Below are 18,186 nucleotides of genomic sequence, written 5' to 3'. Positions count from 1 at the left end.
GAATCCATAACAGGTCGTCGGCCCAAGCGGGCAAGGCGGCCGCCACGGAGTCAGCGTGGAAGGAGACTAAACATGCTCGTTCAGCATGCAGCGCCCACGGCGGGCGAAGTTAAGGCAGCAAAGACGGATGTGCGCGCTTATGCGTGGGTGGTGTTTGCGTTGACGGTCGGATTGTTGCTTTCCGACTATATGTCGCGGCAGGTGTTGAATGCCGTGTTTCCGCCGCTCAAGGCGGCATGGAATTTGTCCGATGCGCAGCTGGGTTCGCTCAGCAGCGTGGTCGCGCTGATGGTCGGTGTGCTCACATTTCCACTGTCGGTGCTGGCCGACCGCTGGGGCCGCGTGAAGAGCATCGTGCTGATGGCGGCGATGTGGAGTCTCGCGACGGTGGGCTGCGCGATCTCGGCGAACTACGGACAGTTGCTGCTGGCGCGTGCCTTCGTCGGAATCGGTGAAGCGGCTTATGGCAGTGTCGGCATCGCAGTTGTCCTGAGCATCTTTCCGGTGCGGCTGCGCTCCACGCTGACCGGCACCTTCATGGCCGGCGGCGCGTTCGGCTCGGTGCTGGGCATGGCGCTCGGCGGCGCGGTGGCGGCTCACCTCGGCTGGCGCTCCGCATTCGGCGCGATGGCGGCGATGGGGATCGTGCTGGTCGTGATCTACCGCCTCGTCGTCACCGAAAAGCGTCTTGCGCCGCTGCAGCCGGCGAGCGTGACGAAGCAGACGCAAACGCGCGGCATGCGCATGAGCCTGCGCGAACTGATGAAGGGTTTGTTTTCGACGAAGTCCGTGGTGTGCGCCTATGTGGGCAGCGGTTTGCATCTGATGGTTCCCGCCGCTGTGTGGGCATGGATGCCGAGCTTCCTGAACCGCTACTACGGCATGGCCACCGGCAAGGCTGCGATGTGCGCGGCGGTGTTCGTGCTGGTGACCGGGGTGGGCATGGTGGTGTGCGGAAACCTCGCCGACCGGCTCAGCAAGAACGTGCGGGAACGCAAGTGGAGTGCCGCGATCACCTACTGCCTCGCCTGTTTCGTTCTGCTCGCGATCGGCTTCCACATGACGGCGGGGCCGTGGCAACTGGTCGTGATCGGCGTCGGCATGTTCTTCTGCGCCGGTGCGAGCGGCCCGTCGGGTGCGATGGTGGCAAACCTCACGCCGCCGACCATTCACGCCTCGGCGTTTGCGACGCTGACGCTCGCGAACAACCTGCTGGGCCTCGCACCGGCGGCTGTTCTGACGGGGATCATCGCCGATCGGATCGGATTGCTGGGCGCGTTGCAACTGGTGCCGTTCGCACCGCTCGTCGCGGCCGCCGCATTCATGATCGGCAAACGGAACTACTCGGGCGATCTCGATCGGCTGAACACGCTGCGCGAACAGGCCGCACGCTGACATCGGATGGTGCCGCGCGGACGGCGCGGAGAACGGAACCTGTAACTGCGCCGCGGGCGCAATGAATTCTGCGAAGTGCAGATCAAGCAAAGAATTGGAGAGTCAACATGGCAAAGGCAGTGCGCTTTCATGAAACCGGTGGTCCCGAGGTCCTGCGCTACGAGGACGTCGAAGTGGGCAACCCGGGTCCCGGTCAGGTTCGCCTGCGCCATCAGGCAGTGGGCCTCAATTTCGCCGACACCTACTTCCGCAGCGGCCTGTATCCGGTGCCGCTGCCCGCGGGGATGGGCGTGGAGGCCGCGGGCGTGGTCGAGGCCGTGGGCCCCGACGTCACGAACGTCGCGGTGGGTGACCGTGTGACCTACACGGGCTTCATCAACACGCTCGGCGCGTACAGCACCGAACGCCTGATTCCGGCCGCGCCGCTGATCCGGCTGCCCGATGCGATCGACTGCGAAACGGCTGCCGGCATGACCATGCGCGGCCTGACCGCCGCGTACCTGATGCGCCGCATTCACGACTTCAAGGTCGGCGACACGATCCTTCTGCATGCCGCCGCCGGCGGTGTCGGCCTGATCGTTTCGCAGTGGGCGAAGCTGCTGGGTCTGACCGTGATCGGCACGGTGTCGAGTGAGGCGAAGGGCGAGGTGGCCCGCGCGCACGGCTGCGATCACGTCATCAACTACAGCCGCGAAGACGTCGCGAAGCGCGTACGCGAACTGACCGATGGCGTCGGCGTGAACGTCGTGTTCGACAGCGTCGGCAAGGACACCTTCGAGGCTTCGCTCGATTCGCTGAAACGTCGCGGTCTGCTGGTTTGCGTCGGCACGGCCTCCGGCCCGATCCCGCCGTTCAATCCGCAACTGCTGGCAATGAAAGGCTCGCTGTATCTGACCCGCCCGGCTCTGGCCGACTACATCGCCGATCCGGCCGAGAAGGACGAGCTTGCCGGCGAAATCTTCGGGCTCATCGCGTCGGGACGCATCAAGATCGAGTTGAATCAGCGCTATGCGCTCGAGGACGCGGCGCAAGCGCATCGTGATCTGGAATCGCGCAAGACGACGGGTTCGTCGGTCTTCGTTATCTAAGGAGCTGGCCATGCGAGTCGAACAACTGACGTACTCGATCGGCGCGGAACTGACCGGCGTGAATCTCGCTCATGCGATCCATGACGACGGCCTGTTTGCGGAGATCCGCTCCGCGCTGCTGAAGCACCGGGTGCTGTTCCTGCGCGACCAGGACATCACGCGCGCCGAACACGTGGCGTTCGCGCGCCGCTTCGGCGAACTGGAAGACCATCCGGTCGCGGGCAGCGATCCGGAAAATCCGGGCCTCGTGCGTATCTACAAGACCCCGGACCAGCCCAACGACCGTTACGAAAACGCGTGGCATGCCGACGCCACGTGGCGCGAAAACCCGCAGTTCGGTGCCGTGCTGCGTTGCGTGGAATGTCCGCCCGTCGGTGGCGACACGATGTGGGCGAACATGGTCCTCGCCTACGAGAATCTGCCGGCGTACGTGAAGACGCAGATCGCGGACCTGCGCGCGCGCCACAGCATCGAGGCGAGCTTTGGTGCGGCGATGCCGATCGAAAAGCGTCTGGCGTTGAAGGCGCAGTTTCCGGACGCGGAGCATCCGGTCGTGCGCACGCATCCGGAAACGGAAGAGAAGGTGCTGTTTGTGAGCGCTTTCACGAGCCATTTCACGAACTTTCATACGCCGGAGCGGGTGCGCTTCGGTCAGGACGCGAATCCGGGCGCGGGCGATCTGCTGCGCTATCTGATCAGCCAGGCGTACATCCCCGAGTACCAGGTGCGCTGGCGCTGGCAGAAGAACAGCATCGCGATCTGGGACAACCGCAGCACGCAGCACTATGCGGTGATGGATTACCCGCCGTGCCATCGCAAGATGGAACGCGCCGGCATTATCGGCGACAAGCCGTACTGAACCAGTAAGTAGCTTCCCATGAATTACGAATTGAAACCGACCATTCTGATGGTCCCGGGTTTGCGCGACCACGTCGCCGAGCATTGGCAAACCCTGTTGCAGCAACGGCTGCCGAAAGCGCTGTCGGTGCCGCCGCTCGAGCACGACAAGCTCAGTTGCGAGGCACGGGTTGCGGCGCTCGATGCCGCGCTCGCGAGAATCGACGGCCCGGTCATTCTGGTCGCGCATAGCGCGGGTGTGATGATCACCGTGCAGTGGGCGGCGCGGCACCAGCGCGAGATTCACGGTGCGCTGCTCGCGGCGCCGGCGGACCTCGAGACGCCGATGCCGGCGGGCTATCCGGAGCTGGATACGCTCGAGCAGCACGGCTGGCTGCCGATTCCGCGCAAGCGTCTGCCGTTTCCGAGCATCGTCGGCGCGAGCCGCAACGATCCGCTCGCACGGTTCGAGCGGGTGCAGGAAATGGCGCAGGACTGGGGCAGCCGCCTCGTCGATCTCGGCGAAGTCGGGCACCTCAATCCCGCTTCGGGCTTTGGCGAATGGCCGATGGCGGAGACGCTGATTCGCCGGCTGGTGCTGATGTGACGCGGCCGGCGCCGGATCAGAAGGAGCCTGGGATGTCGCGTCGGATCGAGGTGGGTGTCGCCGGTGAACTCGCGCCGGGCCAGCGCAAGCTGGCCTTCATCGATGGCCGCAGCATCGTGCTGTTCAACATCGCAGGCACGCTTCACGCCATCGACAACACCTGTCCGCACAACGGGGCCGCGCTTTCGGGCGGTCAGCTGGAAGGCTGCATGTTGCGCTGTCCGGCGCACGGTCTGCGCTTCGACGTGCGCACCGGCTGCATGGCGGGAGCAGGCGGATTGAGTGTGACGACCTTCCCGGTCGAAATAGTGGATTCAAAGGTGGTGGTGAGTCTCGACGAGCCGAACGCGACGCCCTCGCATGAGCGAGCGGGCAGCGCGGCAACGTAAGGCCGGGTAGGCGAGATTCGAGACGCCACCACCAATCAGGAGACGGAAAAATGCAAGGCTTGATGATGCAGCAGTCGCTGCTGGTTTCCGCGCTGCTCACGCACGCGGAGCGCCATCACGGCGAACAGGAGATCGTGTCGCGACGCGTGGAAGGAGACATCCATCGTTATTCGTATCGGCACCTCGCGCAGCGCGCGCGCCGCATGGCCAACGCGCTGGCAACGCTCGGCGTCGGCCAGGGCGAGCGGGTCGCGACGCTCGCGTGGAACGGCTATCGCCACATGGAACTGTACTTCGCGGTGTCGGGCTCCGGGTCGGTGCTGCATACGCTGAACCCGCGACTGCACGTCGACCAGCTCGAATACATCATCGAGCATGCGCAAGATCGCGTGGTGTTCTTCGACCTGACGTTTCTGCCGCTGATCGAGAGCGTCGCGCCCCGGGTGAAGAGCCCGAAGGTATTCGTGGCGATGACCGATCGCGCGCACATGCCGCAAGCGGACGAGCTGGGCGGCATGCTGATGTGCTACGAAGACCTGCTCGAGCTGCACGACGACGTCTTTGAATGGCCGCTGCTCGACGAAAACAGCGCGTCGTCGCTGTGCTACACGTCGGGCACCACCGGCAATCCGAAAGGCGTGCTGTACAGCCATCGCTCTACCGTGCTGCACACCTACGCGGCGGCGCTGCCCGATGCGCTGAACTGTTCCGCGCGCGACGTGATCCTGCCGGTCGTGCCGATGTTCCATGTGAACGCGTGGGGACTGCCCTATATCGCGTGCATGGTCGGCGCGAAGCTGGTGTTTCCGGGTCCGGCGCTCGACGGCAAGTCGCTCTATGAACTGATCGAAACGGAACACGTGACACTGTCGGCCGGGGTGCCGACCGTGTGGCAGGGACTCCTCACGCATGTCGATGCGATGGGCGGCACCTTCTCGTCGATGCGACGCACGGTGATCGGCGGCGCGCCGTGTCCGACCGCGATGACCGAAGCGTTCCAGAAGCGCCATCGGGTCGAGGTGCTGCACGCGTGGGGCATGACCGAATTGAGCCCGATCGGCACGGTCTGTAGCTTCAAGGCGCATCAGCAGTCGCTGCCGATGGACGAGCAGTACCAGGTGCAGGCGAAGCAGGGACGTGCGCTGTTCGGCATCGATATGCGGATCGTCGGCACGCACGGCAATGAATTGCCGTGGGACGGCGATAGCGCTGGCGATCTGCAGGTGCGCGGCCACTGGGTCACGCAACAGTATTTCGGCGCCGACGTCGAGTCGCCGCTGTGCGACGGCTGGTTTCCGACCGGCGACATCGCGACCATCGACCGGCACGGCTTCATGCAGATCACCGATCGCAGCAAGGACGTGATCAAGTCGGGCGGCGAATGGATCAGTTCGGCGGCCATCGAAAACGTCGCGTATCTGCATCCGGAAGTCGCGACGGCAGTGTGTATCGCAGCACGGCATCCGAAGTGGGACGAACGGCCGCTGCTGCTGGTCGTGAAAAAGCCGGGCAGCGAGCTGGCCGGCGACGAACTGCTGTCCTTCTTCAACGGGCGGGTCGCGCGCTGGTGGACCCCCGATGCCGTGGTGTTCGTCGACACGGTGCCTATCGGCGCAACGGGCAAGGTGCTGAAGAACCAGTTACGCGATCAATACGGGAACTACTACCTGCCCTGACGCACGGCTTGCGCAGCAACGCAGTTCGATTCACGCAACAACGCGGCCGGGTACGCCCGGCGCACACAAAATCACCAATCGATTGAAGCGACCGCAGCATGGGCTTTGGCGCCACCGCCGGTACGCGAAGGAGACACAATGAAGTTAAAGACATGCAGCGCTATCGTGTTGGCCATTTTCGCCACCGCAGCTCATGCGCAGTCGTCAGTGACGCTTTATGGCGTGATCGATACGGGCTTCCTGTATCAGAGCACGTCGGCGGCCACCTTCCTGCCGCACGCGCCGAACACGGGCAAGATTTATCAGCTGAAGGACGGCGGTATCTATGCGAGCTTCTGGGGTTTGAAAGGCAGCGAGGACATCGGCGGCGGCTATAAGGTCAATTTCAAGCTGCAGGGCGTATTCAACTCCACGAACGGCAAGTTCGGTCTGTCCGATACGCCGGGCACCACCGCGATCTTCAACCAGTTCGCGACGATCGGCGTGTCCGGGCCCTTCGGTACCTTCGACGCCGGCCGGCAGATCATTCCGATGATCTACGCGATGGCGGAAACCGACGTGCGCGGCGCGCAGTATTTCGGCAGTATTCTGACCGCGTGGCTGGGCATCAATCAGGCGGCCGGCTGGCCGGGTACGAGCACGAACGCGCCGATCGGCGCGCTGTACGACAGCAACGCGCTCGTCTATAACTCGCCGAAATTCCACGGCGCGTCGCTTGCGCTCGAGTACGCGCCGGGCGGCGTCGCCGGTCATTTCCAGGGCGGCACGCGCGAGTCTGCCGTGGCCAGGTATTCGAACTACGGTCTGAATCTGTCCGCGGTGTATTACAACGGCCACGATACCAACCCGTTCCCGATCACGTACCCGGCGGCACCCGCCATCCCTGCGACCGGGCTGGCGAACAACCGTTTCTACTATTTCGGTGCGATGTACACGATCGCCGGATTTTCGGTGTCGGCCTCGTACGGCGCAGGCAAGAACCCGGCGCATAGCAACACCGCGGACTTCGAAATGATTTCGGGGGGCCTTGGCTACCAGTTCAATCCGCGTTTCAAGGTCACGTCGGGGTACTACTACCTGAAAGACAAGAACAACTCGGCGAACCATTCGAGCGAATTCGCGGTGGGTGCGGAATACAACCTGTCCCAGCGCACCAAGGCATACGCGCAGGTGGGTTATGTGGCCAACAAGGGGACCATGAACCAGACCATCATCTATGGCGCGCCGGTTGCGCCTGGCGTGTCCACCACGGCGGCCATGGTCGGCATCCGCCACAACTTCTGATTACGTCATCTATAACAACTGGAGTATTCGATGAAAAGCATTCAGGCACGCGCGTTGGCGATTGCCACATTGATTCTGGCCGCGTCGGGCAGCGCATGGTCGCAGTCGGGTCAGACGGCCAGCGCAGCTTCGGGTGCGCCCGCGATGTCAGCCAGCGCAGCCGCTCCCGTCAGCCCGAGGCAAGCGAATCGCGCGCTGCGTCGGCAGGTGTATGCCGCGATCGGCAAGCACAAGGAGATCAGCGCCGGCAATATCAGCGTCATCGCAAAGGGCGGTGCGGTGACGCTGAGCGGCACGGTCACCGACGCTTCCCAGATCAATCAGGTCGCGGAGATCGCGAAGGGCGTTCCGGGCGTGACTTCGGTGACCAACAAGCTCACCGTGCAAAAGCCGTTCGGCGGGCAGTAAAAAGAGCTCACGCAATCGGGGGGCCAAGCGCGAGCAGCCCACTGTCACAACCCGCTAGTTGTCGAACAGCGCCGTGTAACGGCGCTGCATCTCTTCAGGCGTGAGCGCTTCGATCTGCGCGCCGAGCTGCCATTCGTGGCCGAACGGATCGCGCACGGTCGCGGAGCGCTCGCCATAAAAATGATCGGTTAGCGGGAGGACCACGGTTGCGCCCGCTTTGACCGCTTGTGCGAATAGCTGGTCGACGTCGTCGCAGTGGATATGCAGCAGCACGCCCGGCCGGCTGTCGCCGCTCGGGCCGAGCATATCGTGCTTTGGATATTCATCGGACAGCATCACGATGGCGGGACCGATCTTCACTTCGGCATGGCCGATGCGGCCGCCCGGTTCGGTCAGGCGAAACTGTTCGACGCCGCCGAATGCCTGTGCGTAGAACTCAATCGCCTGCGCGGCATTGCGCACGCGCAGATAGGGGTAGACCTCATGGATCGCGCTCATCGTCACCTCCAGGTGGTGGGCGAATGATTCGTGGGACGTCATGGTCGTTGAGGCAGATTACATTAGAAACAGACAGCCGGGTTTGGCCCACCGTGAATCCGGAATCGCGTCACATTTGTCACTCCCATCAGTCGATGACCGGCGGCGTAAACTGAACCTTCATCAACAGCGAGCGATGCAAGGTGAGCGAATCGCCTTCCGACCCGAACGCACAGGACATCGCTCTAACCCGGAGGTTGCGATGACGACGAACAAGTCACCTGAGAAGAGTGGGAAAGATGGACAGCCTGCGATGAAGACGCCGCCGGTTGTGTCGCGGCAAGAGTGGGAGGCCGCGCGCGAGCAGTTGCTCGTCAAGGAGAAAGCCTTGACACGTGCCCGCGACGCGCTGGCCGCCGAGCGGCGTCGGATGCCATGGCTTGCCGTGGAAAAAACGTATGCGTTCGACGGGCCGCAAGGCAAAGTGAGCCTGCTCGATCTCTTCGAAGGCCGCCGTCAGCTGGTCATTTATCGCGCCTTTTTCGAGCCCGGCGTGCACGGATGGCCAGAGCATGCGTGCATTGGCTGCTCGCTGGGGGCCGATCAGGTCTCCCACCTTGCGCATTTGCACGCTCGCGACACGACCCTCGTGTACGCGTCCCGCGCACCGCAAGCCGACATCGCGCGGCTGAAGGCCCGGATGGGCTGGGAGATGATTCCCTGGTACACGATCACCGACAGTTTCGACGCCGACTTCGGCGTGGACGAATGGCACGGCCACAACGCGTTCATCCGGGACGGCGAGCGCGTGTTCCGAACATACTTGATTAACGGGCGTGGCGACGAGGCGATGGGCACGGTCTGGAGTTACCTCGACATGACGGCGCTCGGGCGTCAGGAGACGTGGGAGGATTCGCCGGAAGGCTACCCACAGAGCCGGCCGTACAAGTGGTGGAACTGGAACGACATGTACGTCCCCGGCGCGGCACCCGATCCGAAGTGGGTCGAGGTGTCGGATGCCGGCGAGGCCGCATTTCGGAAGCAAGACGAGTAGCGCCTGCGAATCGTCGCTCGGAGAAACGGCGTTCGCCAACGTACGGGCACGGCGGTTCTCGCGGTCCAGCGATACTTGAATGCTAGAGTCACGCTCGCACGCAAAGACAGCAATCACTGCAAGCCTGACTTCGAGCCTATCTATGTTCGCACTACCGTGGATCGCGATTTTTCTCGCCGCGCCGGCAACGTGGGCCAGCACGTTTCGCTGGCTCGGCGTCGGCCTGCTCGTGATCGGATACGGCACGGCGTTGGCGACCGGGCAGCTCGGCCCCTTGGCGAGCGTCGCCATTGGGCTGCTCGGCGTGGCCGCGTACGCGGTGTCGCCAACTCGCCCGCGTTACGTTCGATACGCTGGTCATCTGCTATTCGTCGCGCTCGCAATTGCGCTCAGCCTGCATTGGCTGCCAGGCTTTCATAACCCGCGCGTGATCGGCCCCGTGCATTTCACGCCGGATGCCGTGCCCTTCACGATGTACCTCAATTTCGACAAGCCGCTGATCGGCTTCTGGCTGTTGCTCGCCTTGCCGTGGATCCGGCCTTCGCACGCGCTGCGCACGTGGTTAGTCGCCGGCGTCGCCGGTTGGCTGGTCACGGTCGCGGCCTGCATGGCCGTTGCGTTGTCGCTGGGGATCGTCGGATCGGCGCCGAAGCGGCCCGCCGACAGCGTGCTGTGGTTGGTGAACAATCTCTTTCTCGTCACGCTGACTGAAGAGGCGTTGTTTCGCGGCTATCTGCAAGGCGGTCTCACGCGACTCTTCGCGCGCTGGCAAAGGGCGGACCTGCTCGCGCTATGCGTGGCGGCCGCGCTGTTCGGGCTCGCACATGGCGCGGGCGGATGGCAGTGGATCGTGCTCGGAGGTGTGGCGGGCATCGGCTATGGGCTTACGTATCGCTTCGGCGGATTATCTGCGGCGGTGCTCGCACATTTCGGGCTGAACGTGGTCCACTTTTTCTTCTTCACGTATCCGATGCTGCAGCCCGCGGGCAAGGTGTGAAACTACGCGGATCGGCCGTGCGCCAACCGCAAATCCAGGCGAAGATTATCAATGACTGGATCGTTTCTCCGTTTGCGAGGGCCACACTCCGATGAACGCATCCGAACGTATCGACGAACTGATCGCAGGACTCACCGACTGGCGCGGCGCGACCTTCGCTCGCATCCGTCAATGCGTGCTGGCGGCCGACCCGGCGATCGTCGAGGAATTCAAGTGGATGGGTAGCCCAGTCTGGTCGCGCGACGGCATGATCGCGGTCGCCAACGCGCACAAGGGTAAGGTCAAGCTGACCTTCGCGCATGGGGCGGGCCTGGCCGATCCGGACGGTTTGTTCAACGCGGGCCTCGAAGGCAACGCGCGGCGCGCGATCGACTTCTTCGAGCGCGACGAGGTCGACGAGCGCGCACTGAAAGCGCTGATCCGCGCCGCGATCGACTATAACCAAAGTCATCTGAAGAAGAACACGCGCGGCGCATTACCGAAAGCCGGCCGTAAGCAGGCGGCCGGCGAGGCCTGAAGCCGGCACGGTCTGCTCGCCGACCCCGGCGCGCCGCCAGCCCCGGCGGATCGATACCAGAACTGATATCAATATCGCCCAAAATATAATTGGAAAGATATCAACCCGCTCCGTACACTTCACCATCCCTGGACATTGAGCGGCAGCCTTGCGCCGTGGCGCCGGGTGGGCCGCTTCAGTCAAATATGCCGGTGAGGGTCCCGGCGCATGCATCAAGGACCTAGCATGTCGGAAAAAAAGCGGAAATTGCGCTCGGCCGAATGGTTCGGCACGGCTGACAAGAACGGCTTCATGTATCGAAGCTGGATGAAGAATCAGGGCATCCCGGACCACGAGTTCGACGGGCGCCCTGTGATCGGTATTTGCAACACGTGGTCCGAGCTGACACCGTGCAACGCGCACTTTCGCAAGCTCGCCGAGCACGTGAAGCGCGGCATCTACGAAGCAGGTGGCTTCCCGGTCGAGTTCCCGGTGTTTTCGAACGGCGAATCGAATCTGCGTCCGACCGCGATGCTCACGCGCAATCTCGCGGCGATGGATGTCGAGGAGGCGATCCGCGGCAATCCGATCGACGCGGTGGTGCTGTTGACCGGCTGCGACAAGACGACCCCCGCGCTCTTGATGGGCGCGGCGAGCTGCGACGTGCCGGCGATCGTCGTGACCGGCGGCCCGATGCTGAACGGCAAGCTCGACGGCAAGAACATCGGCTCTGGCACCGCCGTGTGGCAGCTGCACGAATCGCTGAAGGCCGGCGAGATCGACCTGCATCAGTTTCTGTCAGCCGAGGCGGGCATGTCGCGCTCGGCGGGCACCTGCAACACGATGGGCACCGCGTCGACGATGGCGTGCATGGCCGAAGCGCTCGGCACGTCGCTGCCGCACAACGCGGCGATTCCCGCGGTCGACTCGCGCCGCTACGTGCTCGCGCATATGTCGGGCATCCGCATCGTCGAGATGGCGCTCGAAGACCTGAAGCTGTCGAAGATCCTCACGCGCGAGGCGTTCGCCAACGCGATTCGCGTCAATGCGGCGATCGGCGGCTCGACCAATGCGGTGATTCATCTGAAGGCGATCGCGGGGCGCATCGGTATCGATCTGGAACTCGACGACTGGGTGCGCATCGGCCGCGACACGCCGACGATCGTCGACCTGATGCCGTCGGGCCGCTTCCTGATGGAAGAGTTCTATTACGCGGGCGGTCTGCCGGCCGTGCTGCGCCGGCTCGGCGAAGCGAACCTGCTGCCGCATCCGGACGCGTTGACGGTCAACGGCAAGTCGCTGTGGGACAACGTGAAGGACGCGCCCAACACCAACGACGAAGTGATCCGTCCGCTCGACAAGCCGCTCGTCGCCGATGGCGGCATTCGTGTGCTGCGCGGCAATCTCGCGCCGCGCGGCGCGGTGCTGAAGCCGTCGGCGGCGACGCCCGAGTTGCTCAAGCATCGCGGACGCGCGGTCGTGTTCGAGAACTTCGAGCACTACAAGTCGCGCATCGTCGACGAAACGCTCGACGTCGATGCGAACTCGGTGCTGGTGATGAAGAACTGCGGGCCGAAGGGTTATCCGGGCATGGCCGAAGTCGGCAACATGGGCCTGCCGCCGAAACTGCTGAAGCAGGGCGTGAAGGACATGGTGCGCATTTCCGATGCGCGCATGAGCGGCACCGCATACGGCACCGTGGTGCTGCACGTGACGCCGGAAGCGGCGGCCGGCGGCCCGCTCGCCGCGGTGCAGGACGGCGACTGGATCGAGCTCGATTGCGACGCGGGCACGCTGCACCTCGATATCAGCGACGCGGAGCTCGAGCGCCGTCTCGCGAAGCATGTGCCGCCCGAGCCGCCGGAAGGTGGCGGGTACCGGCGCCTGTATATCGATCACGTGTTGCAGGCCGATGAGGGGTGCGACCTCGACTTCCTCGTCGGTTGTCGAGGCTCCGCGGTGCCGCGGCATTCGCACTGACGCGCTGATCTGCCGTTGCAACCGTAACGGCTCGACCGATGACCATGCGGGCGATGCATTCGTGCATCGCCCGCATTTTTTTGATTCGTGGCTATCGGCCGAGGTTATCGACCGCGTCGAGCACCAGCCCGAAAAACTCGTTGGCCGAGGCCGGATTCAGCCAGCGCACGACCACCGTCATGCGCCGCTCCGGTTCGACCCACGTGAACGAACTGCCCGCGCCGATGCCGAAATAGCTCGACTCCGGCACGTTCGGGAACACCTTGCGCCCGGTGTTGAGCCACACGAGGTAGCCATAGAACGGCGCGATCGCGCACGGGGTGCGCATGCGCGCGATCCATTCGGACGACAGCACGCGCTGGCCGTTCGCGACGCCGTCATCGAGCAGCATCTGCGCGACCTTCAACTGATCGTTCGCGCTGACCGACATGCCGCCGCCCCAGTGCGTACCGCCCGGCACCGACTGCATGCGTCGCCCGTCGATTTCGACCCATGCGTCGTCGTAGCCGACCCATTGCCAGTTTTCGCTCGCACCCGTTGGCCGCATGATCGCTTCGCGAAACACCTCGGGCAGCGGCTGACGGAACAGATGCAGCAGCGCGAGCGAGAGCTGGTTGATGCGGACGTCGTTGTATTCCCAGTAGCTGCCCGGCCGTTGCAGCGGACGCGGGTCGCCTTTCTTGCCATCGGGCGGCGCGGCGAAATTGACCGCTCGGTAGTGATCCGCCTGATCCGACAAACCGAAGTAAGTGCCGCGCCATTCGCTGGTTTGCTGCAGCAGATGCGCCCAGGTGATCGGCGCGTTGTGTTCGTCGTCGAAGCCGATGTTGGGCACGCGCACGCGCACCGGCTCGTCGACGTCGGGCAACAACCCGCGATCGTGCGCGACGCCGGCGAGCAGCGCGAGGTACATCTTCGCGACGCTGAAGGTCAGATCGGCCCGATCCGGTTCGCCCCAGCTCGTCAGCACGCGGCCGTCGACAGCGATCGCACCCGATACCGGTCCGCGATCATGCACGGGACCGAGCAGCTTGTTCCATGGCGGCGGGTCGTTCAGGTGCACACCCCATGCGCCACCCACATGGCGGTCCCAAAGCGATTCATGATCCACCGCGAACTGCACGGCTTGCTGCAAACGGTCTTGCATGGATAAGGTCCTGTCGGTTCAACGAAGCTCGCTGGGCAGAGACTCAGCGTGCGTGCAGCCGCAGGCGTGCCCACATCACGGTGAAAAGGCTGAGCACGGCCGCGAGCATCAGATAGAGGCCGGGTGCGAGGTTATTGCCGGTTGCCGCGATCAGCGCGGCGACCGCGAGCGGCGTGAAGCCGCCGAACACGGTGGTGCCGATGTTGTAGCCGAACGCCATGCCGGTCGTGCGCGTGCGGGTTGGGAACAGTTCGGACATCATGGCCGGAATCGGCGCGAAGTAGCTCGCCTTCAGTATCGCGACCCACGTGACCGCGGCCAGCAACGAGCCGAGCGACGGATGCGCGTTCATCAGCATGAAGGCCGGGTAGACGGTCGCGAAGAACAGCACGCCGGCGCAGAGCATGATGCGCACGCGGCCCACCTTGTCGGACAGATGACCGACGATCGGCGTGAGCACCATCATGATCAGACCGGCCGCGAGCGTCGCGATGAAACCCGAAGACGGCGCGAGCCCGAGTTGCCGCGCCGCATAGGTCGGCATGTAGAGCAGCATGTAGTTGGCCGTGGTGGTCAGCACGAGCGCGCCGATCGACACGAGCACTTGTTCCTTTTGCGTCGCGAGCAGTTCTCGCACCGGCGCGGCGGATTTTTCCGCGCGCTCGAACTCCGGCGTTTCGTCGATGCGGCGGCGAATGTACAGCCCGACCGGACCAATCAGCAGGCCGAACAGGAACGGAATGCGCCAGCCCCAGCCTTCGAGTTGCGCGGTGCTCAGCGTGCTCGTCAACACCGCGCCGAACAGCGACGCGAGCAGCGTGCTCGCGCCCTGGCTCGAGAACTGCCAGCTTGCCATGAAGCCTTTGCGCTCCGGCGCATGTTCGATCAGAAACGCGGTCGAGCTGCCGAACTCGCCGCCCGCCGAGAATCCCTGCAACAGCCGCGACGCGAATACGCCGATCGGCGCGAGCACGCCGATCGCCGCATACGACGGCATCAGCGCGATCATGCCGGTGCCGAGCGTCATCATTGCAATCGATAGCGTCAGCGATGCCTTGCGGCCTTTGCGGTCGCTGAATGAGCCGAGCGCGAGCGCGCCGATCGGTCGCGCGAGATACGACAGCGCGAAGGTGCCGAGCGTGAGCAGCAGCGACACGGTGCGGTCGTGCACCGGAAAAAACGTTCGCGACAGCACGGCCGCGAAGTAGCCGTACACGACCAGATCGTAGAACTCCAGCGCGTTGCCGATCGAGGTCGCGAGAATCAGCCGCGATACGCTCGAGCGCGAGGTGTGCCGCGCGAGCGCGTCGGCGGTGGTGGCGGAGTCCATGCTCATATCGAAGTCCTCTGGCGGCGTTGGGAGGCGCGCTGGCAGTGTCGCGTGAGCGGGGCGGGCGCGGGATCGAAGCGTGTGACCCGATGTTGCGGTGGCCGATATTTATAGACAATTACAATATTTGGCAGATATCGTTGCCGAAAAGGCAAAGCGCGCAGCCTGCGTCGAATCCGGCGTTGCTCGACTGATTTCGCACGGCAAAAAGCAAAAGCGCCCCGTAGGGCGCTTTCCATCGATTCAGCCAGGCAGGGAACACGGGTTCCCCACCGCGAACCGTCTACTTAGAACTTGTGACGCATACCGACGCGGAACGCGAGCTGGTTGTCGGCGCCGACGCCCGACGTGCTGAAGTAGCTCGTGCTCGAACCGATCTGTGCCTGCAGGTCGCCACTTGCGGCGTTGTGGCCCGATGCGATTTGATAGATGCCCAGCAAGTAGACGTCCGTGCGCTTCGACAGCGCGTAGTCGCCGCTCAGGTTCACCTGGTTCCAGTGACCGACGTTAGCGCCGCTCAGATGCATGTACGTGTAGCCCGCGCCTGCCGTGATCGCCGGCGTGACCGCGTACTTCGCGCCTGCTTCGTAGGCTGCGAACGTGGTCGAGCCGCCCGAGATCGGGGCGAGGCGCGTGTTCGTGTACAGGGCCCACAGCGTCGCCGGGCCGAATGCGTAGCGGCCGCCAACGCCGAACGAGCGCAGATCCTGGATCTGGCCGGTGCCGAGCGACGGGAAGCTCACGTTAGCCAGCGAAGTCGAGAAGGCCGGCGATGCCTGGCCCGGGTAACGGATGTCCGTGTACGCTGCGCCGATGCCGAACGGGCCGTTCGCATAGTTCGCGCCGAAGCTGTAAGCGCGCGACGAACCCGCGACCGGTGCAGCCGACGTGCCCGTACCCGGCGTGCCGGCAAAGCCGCCCGCCATGTTCGAGAAGCCGTACATCGCGCCGAAGGTCAGGCCCGAGAAGTTCGCGCTGCTGAACTTGACCGAGTTGTTGATACGGCTCGACGTGAGCTGGTCGACGTCGTTGATGTGGTAAGCGTAGTTACCCGCGACGGTCAGGCCGCCGGTCGAGTAGTTCGAGCCGAGGTAGTCGGTCGAGAACGAGTACTGGCGGCCGAACGTCAGCGAGCCGATGTTGTTCTGCGACACACCGACATAGGCCTGGCGGCCGAACATCGCGCCGCCCTGGCCGGCGGTGCCGTTACCGCTGTTGAAGCCGTTTTCCAGCACGAACAGCGCCTTCAGGCCGTTGCCGAGGTCTTCCGTGCCACGCAGGCCCCAACGGCTGCCTTGTGCGACGCCGTCGTCGTACTTGGTCAGGCTGCTATGGCCGGTGGACGTCTTCGAGTTGTTCACGTAGCTGATACCGGCGTCGATCAGGCCGTACAGCGTGACGCTGCTTTGTGCGTGAGCGGCGGAGGCGAATGCGGCAACCGTAGCGGCGGTCAGGATTTTCTTGTTCAACATACTTCTCCGAGTTAGCGAATTTTGGCAATCGCGACGCGCTGCTCTGCGGCAACGTCGCGCGATGGCCGGCAATTTAAGGGAACGCTGAGTAAGGTATGTGACAGTGAAAAATTATTTCCACGGTGTCGTGCGGGCGCGACACTTCGCGTGTGCATCGGGGGGCGGGAGCGTCGGTGGCGGGGCCGGTCGATTGACCCTAGGAGCGAAGCGGGGCGTGTGGCAGCGGATCACCCGCCGGGCGGCGGGCGATCGGTTCCTTCGGCTGCTGCGTGAAAATTCAGTTACATGGCCGGCTGCGACGGCATCGGCGGTCGCAGCGGTTTTGGCGTCAGTTGCTCAGCAACGAGCCGCTGCGGAACGGCGTCGCGCCGGCGATGCGCGCGAACTCGAGGCCGGCCGTCGCGAAACGCGCCAGATGCCGCGCATACAACACGCCGGCCACGGTGTTTTTGATCGTGACGACGCGGTCCGTCAACGGATCGACGATGTCGGCGATTTCCTGGTCCGCGTCCACCCACGTGCCGACCGGGCAGCGATACACGAGCACGCCGCTGATCGGCGCGACGAGCGGCTCGGCGCCCGCGAGCGGCGTCGCCGCGAATTCGAGCGGCGGCAGCGGCGCCGGTTCGCCGTCGACCACGCCGCGCAGGGTCAGATACTCGATGATGGCCTGCGCGTCTTTTTCCGCGTACTGGTACGACACGTCGCGCTGGCCGCGCAGCTCGATCGTGACCGAGATGCCGCCGTTCGGGATCGGGAAGCGCTCGCCGAAACGGCCGCGCAGATCCGACCAGCAGAAGCTGTGGATCTCGTCGAACGGATTGCCGACCGAGTTCAGCGCGAGCAGCGACGCCTTCGCATCGATGTAGCGCGCGAGCGGTTCGACTTCGGGCCACAGGTCCGGATTGGTATACAGGTGCATCGCGGCTTCCCAGTCGCAATGCAGATCGAGCACGACGTCGGCGTCGTACGAAAGCTTTTGCAGCGCGAGGCGTTGCGAGCCGAGTTCGGTGGTCGGCTTCTGCGCGTCGAGCGCTTCGCGCATCGCCGCGCGGATGGCGGCGCGGTTCTCATCGATGTCGCTGGTCAGACGCGACTCGATGGTCGGCAGCACGAGTTCGGCGAGGTCGTAGAAGTTGCGGTTGAAGTTCTGCGCGCTGCCGGTTTCGAAGCGCCCGAGCATCTGGCCGAGCAGATGCTGGTTCAGGCCGATCGGATTGGGCACCGGCACGACCACGACTTCGCCGCGCAGCTTGCCCGCGGCTTCGAGCGCGGCCAGCTTGCGGCGCAGCGACCACGACACCAGCATGCCGGGCAGTTCGTCCGCGTGCAGCGACGACTGGATATAGATTTTCTGGCCGCCGCCGGAACCGTAGTGGAAACTCGTCAGTTCACGGGCGGTGCCAAGCGACGGGGCAATCAGCGGATGGGTCTGGGTTTGCATGGTTTTGACTTCGCGGCCTGTTCGAAGCAGCCGCGCTAGGTTGTTGATTGCAAGGGGAAAGGTGCGCGCGGGCCGCGCGCGAGGTCCGCGTGCGCGGACTGCGGC

At 64.3% G+C, this 18,186-nt stretch carries 17 protein-coding genes; 12 read left to right on the top strand and 5 right to left on the bottom strand.

The window, feature by feature from the left end; translation table 11 throughout:
* Positions 1-72: 72 nt before the first annotated feature.
* The 8 genes from VSR82_RS10325 (at position 73) to VSR82_RS10290 (ending at position 7,684) form a co-directional block, all read left to right on the top strand.
* Positions 73-1,395 (top strand): MFS transporter, encoded by a 1,323-nt coding sequence (locus VSR82_RS10325; protein ID WP_410850327.1) that lies wholly within the window; start codon positions 73-75, stop codon positions 1,393-1,395.
* 107 nt (positions 1,396-1,502) lie between these two features.
* Positions 1,503-2,483 (top strand): quinone oxidoreductase family protein, encoded by a 981-nt coding sequence (locus VSR82_RS10320; protein ID WP_368587139.1) that lies wholly within the window; start codon positions 1,503-1,505, stop codon positions 2,481-2,483.
* Positions 2,484-2,493: 10 nt separating this feature from the next.
* The gene (locus tag VSR82_RS10315) at positions 2,494-3,342 is read left to right on the top strand and encodes a TauD/TfdA dioxygenase family protein (RefSeq protein WP_368587138.1); all 849 of its coding nucleotides are present in this window, start codon (positions 2,494-2,496) and stop codon (positions 3,340-3,342) included.
* Between the two features lie 18 nt (positions 3,343-3,360).
* Complete coding sequence (locus tag VSR82_RS10310) at positions 3,361-3,927, top strand: RBBP9/YdeN family alpha/beta hydrolase (protein WP_410850329.1); 567 nt, start codon at positions 3,361-3,363, stop codon at positions 3,925-3,927.
* 32 nt (positions 3,928-3,959) lie between these two features.
* Entirely contained in the window at positions 3,960-4,316 is a 357-nt protein-coding gene (locus VSR82_RS10305) for a Rieske (2Fe-2S) protein (protein WP_429457250.1), read from the top strand.
* 50 nt (positions 4,317-4,366) lie between these two features.
* Complete coding sequence (locus VSR82_RS10300; RefSeq protein WP_368587135.1) at positions 4,367-5,992, top strand: 3-(methylthio)propionyl-CoA ligase; 1,626 nt, start codon at positions 4,367-4,369, stop codon at positions 5,990-5,992.
* A gap of 138 nt (positions 5,993-6,130) precedes the next feature.
* Entirely contained in the window at positions 6,131-7,276 is a 1,146-nt protein-coding gene (locus VSR82_RS10295; protein ID WP_429457252.1) for a porin, read from the top strand.
* A 30-nt stretch (positions 7,277-7,306) separates the two neighbouring features.
* On the top strand, positions 7,307-7,684 hold the full coding sequence (locus VSR82_RS10290) for a BON domain-containing protein (protein ID WP_410850332.1): 378 nt from the start codon (positions 7,307-7,309) through the stop codon (positions 7,682-7,684).
* 54 nt (positions 7,685-7,738) lie between these two features.
* Here the strand turns inward: VSR82_RS10290 and VSR82_RS10285 are convergent, their stop codons facing one another.
* Complete coding sequence (locus tag VSR82_RS10285; RefSeq protein WP_429457254.1) at positions 7,739-8,182, bottom strand: VOC family protein; 444 nt, start codon at positions 8,180-8,182, stop codon at positions 7,739-7,741.
* A gap of 241 nt (positions 8,183-8,423) precedes the next feature.
* On the opposite strand from VSR82_RS10285, the gene VSR82_RS10280 reads away from it, so the two are divergent.
* From VSR82_RS10280 to VSR82_RS10265, 4 genes are all read left to right on the top strand, one after another.
* The gene (locus tag VSR82_RS10280) at positions 8,424-9,215 is read left to right on the top strand and encodes a DUF899 domain-containing protein (protein WP_429457256.1); all 792 of its coding nucleotides are present in this window, start codon (positions 8,424-8,426) and stop codon (positions 9,213-9,215) included.
* 142 nt (positions 9,216-9,357) lie between these two features.
* Positions 9,358-10,212, top strand: a complete 855-nt coding sequence (locus tag VSR82_RS10275; protein WP_429457258.1) for a CPBP family intramembrane glutamic endopeptidase — start codon at positions 9,358-9,360, stop codon at positions 10,210-10,212.
* A 91-nt stretch (positions 10,213-10,303) separates the two neighbouring features.
* On the top strand, positions 10,304-10,729 hold the full coding sequence (locus VSR82_RS10270; RefSeq protein ID WP_429457260.1) for a DUF1801 domain-containing protein: 426 nt from the start codon (positions 10,304-10,306) through the stop codon (positions 10,727-10,729).
* Positions 10,730-10,954: 225 nt separating this feature from the next.
* Complete coding sequence (locus tag VSR82_RS10265) at positions 10,955-12,688, top strand: IlvD/Edd family dehydratase (RefSeq protein ID WP_368587129.1); 1,734 nt, start codon at positions 10,955-10,957, stop codon at positions 12,686-12,688.
* Between the two features lie 91 nt (positions 12,689-12,779).
* Here the strand turns inward: VSR82_RS10265 and VSR82_RS10260 are convergent, their stop codons facing one another.
* The 4 genes from VSR82_RS10260 to VSR82_RS10245 form a co-directional block, all read right to left on the bottom strand.
* Entirely contained in the window at positions 12,780-13,835 is a 1,056-nt protein-coding gene (locus VSR82_RS10260; protein ID WP_429457262.1) for a serine hydrolase domain-containing protein, read from the bottom strand.
* Between the two features lie 43 nt (positions 13,836-13,878).
* A complete protein-coding gene (locus VSR82_RS10255; RefSeq protein ID WP_368587127.1) occupies positions 13,879-15,171 on the bottom strand; it encodes an MFS transporter in 1,293 nt (430 codons plus the stop codon).
* 281 nt (positions 15,172-15,452) lie between these two features.
* The gene (locus VSR82_RS10250; RefSeq protein ID WP_429457264.1) at positions 15,453-16,634 is read right to left on the bottom strand and encodes a porin; all 1,182 of its coding nucleotides are present in this window, start codon (positions 16,632-16,634) and stop codon (positions 15,453-15,455) included.
* Between the two features lie 331 nt (positions 16,635-16,965).
* Positions 16,966-18,081, bottom strand: coding sequence for a succinylglutamate desuccinylase/aspartoacylase family protein (locus tag VSR82_RS10245; RefSeq protein WP_368587126.1), 1,116 nt, complete (start codon positions 18,079-18,081; stop codon positions 16,966-16,968).
* Positions 18,082-18,186 lie beyond the last annotated feature (105 nt).

The organism is Burkholderia sp. JPY481 (genome assembly GCF_038900515.1).
Taxonomy (GTDB): Bacteria; Pseudomonadota; Gammaproteobacteria; order Burkholderiales; family Burkholderiaceae; genus Paraburkholderia; species Paraburkholderia youngii.
Note: the sequence above shows the minus strand (reverse complement) of the source record. Positions and strands in the feature narration are given on the sequence as shown.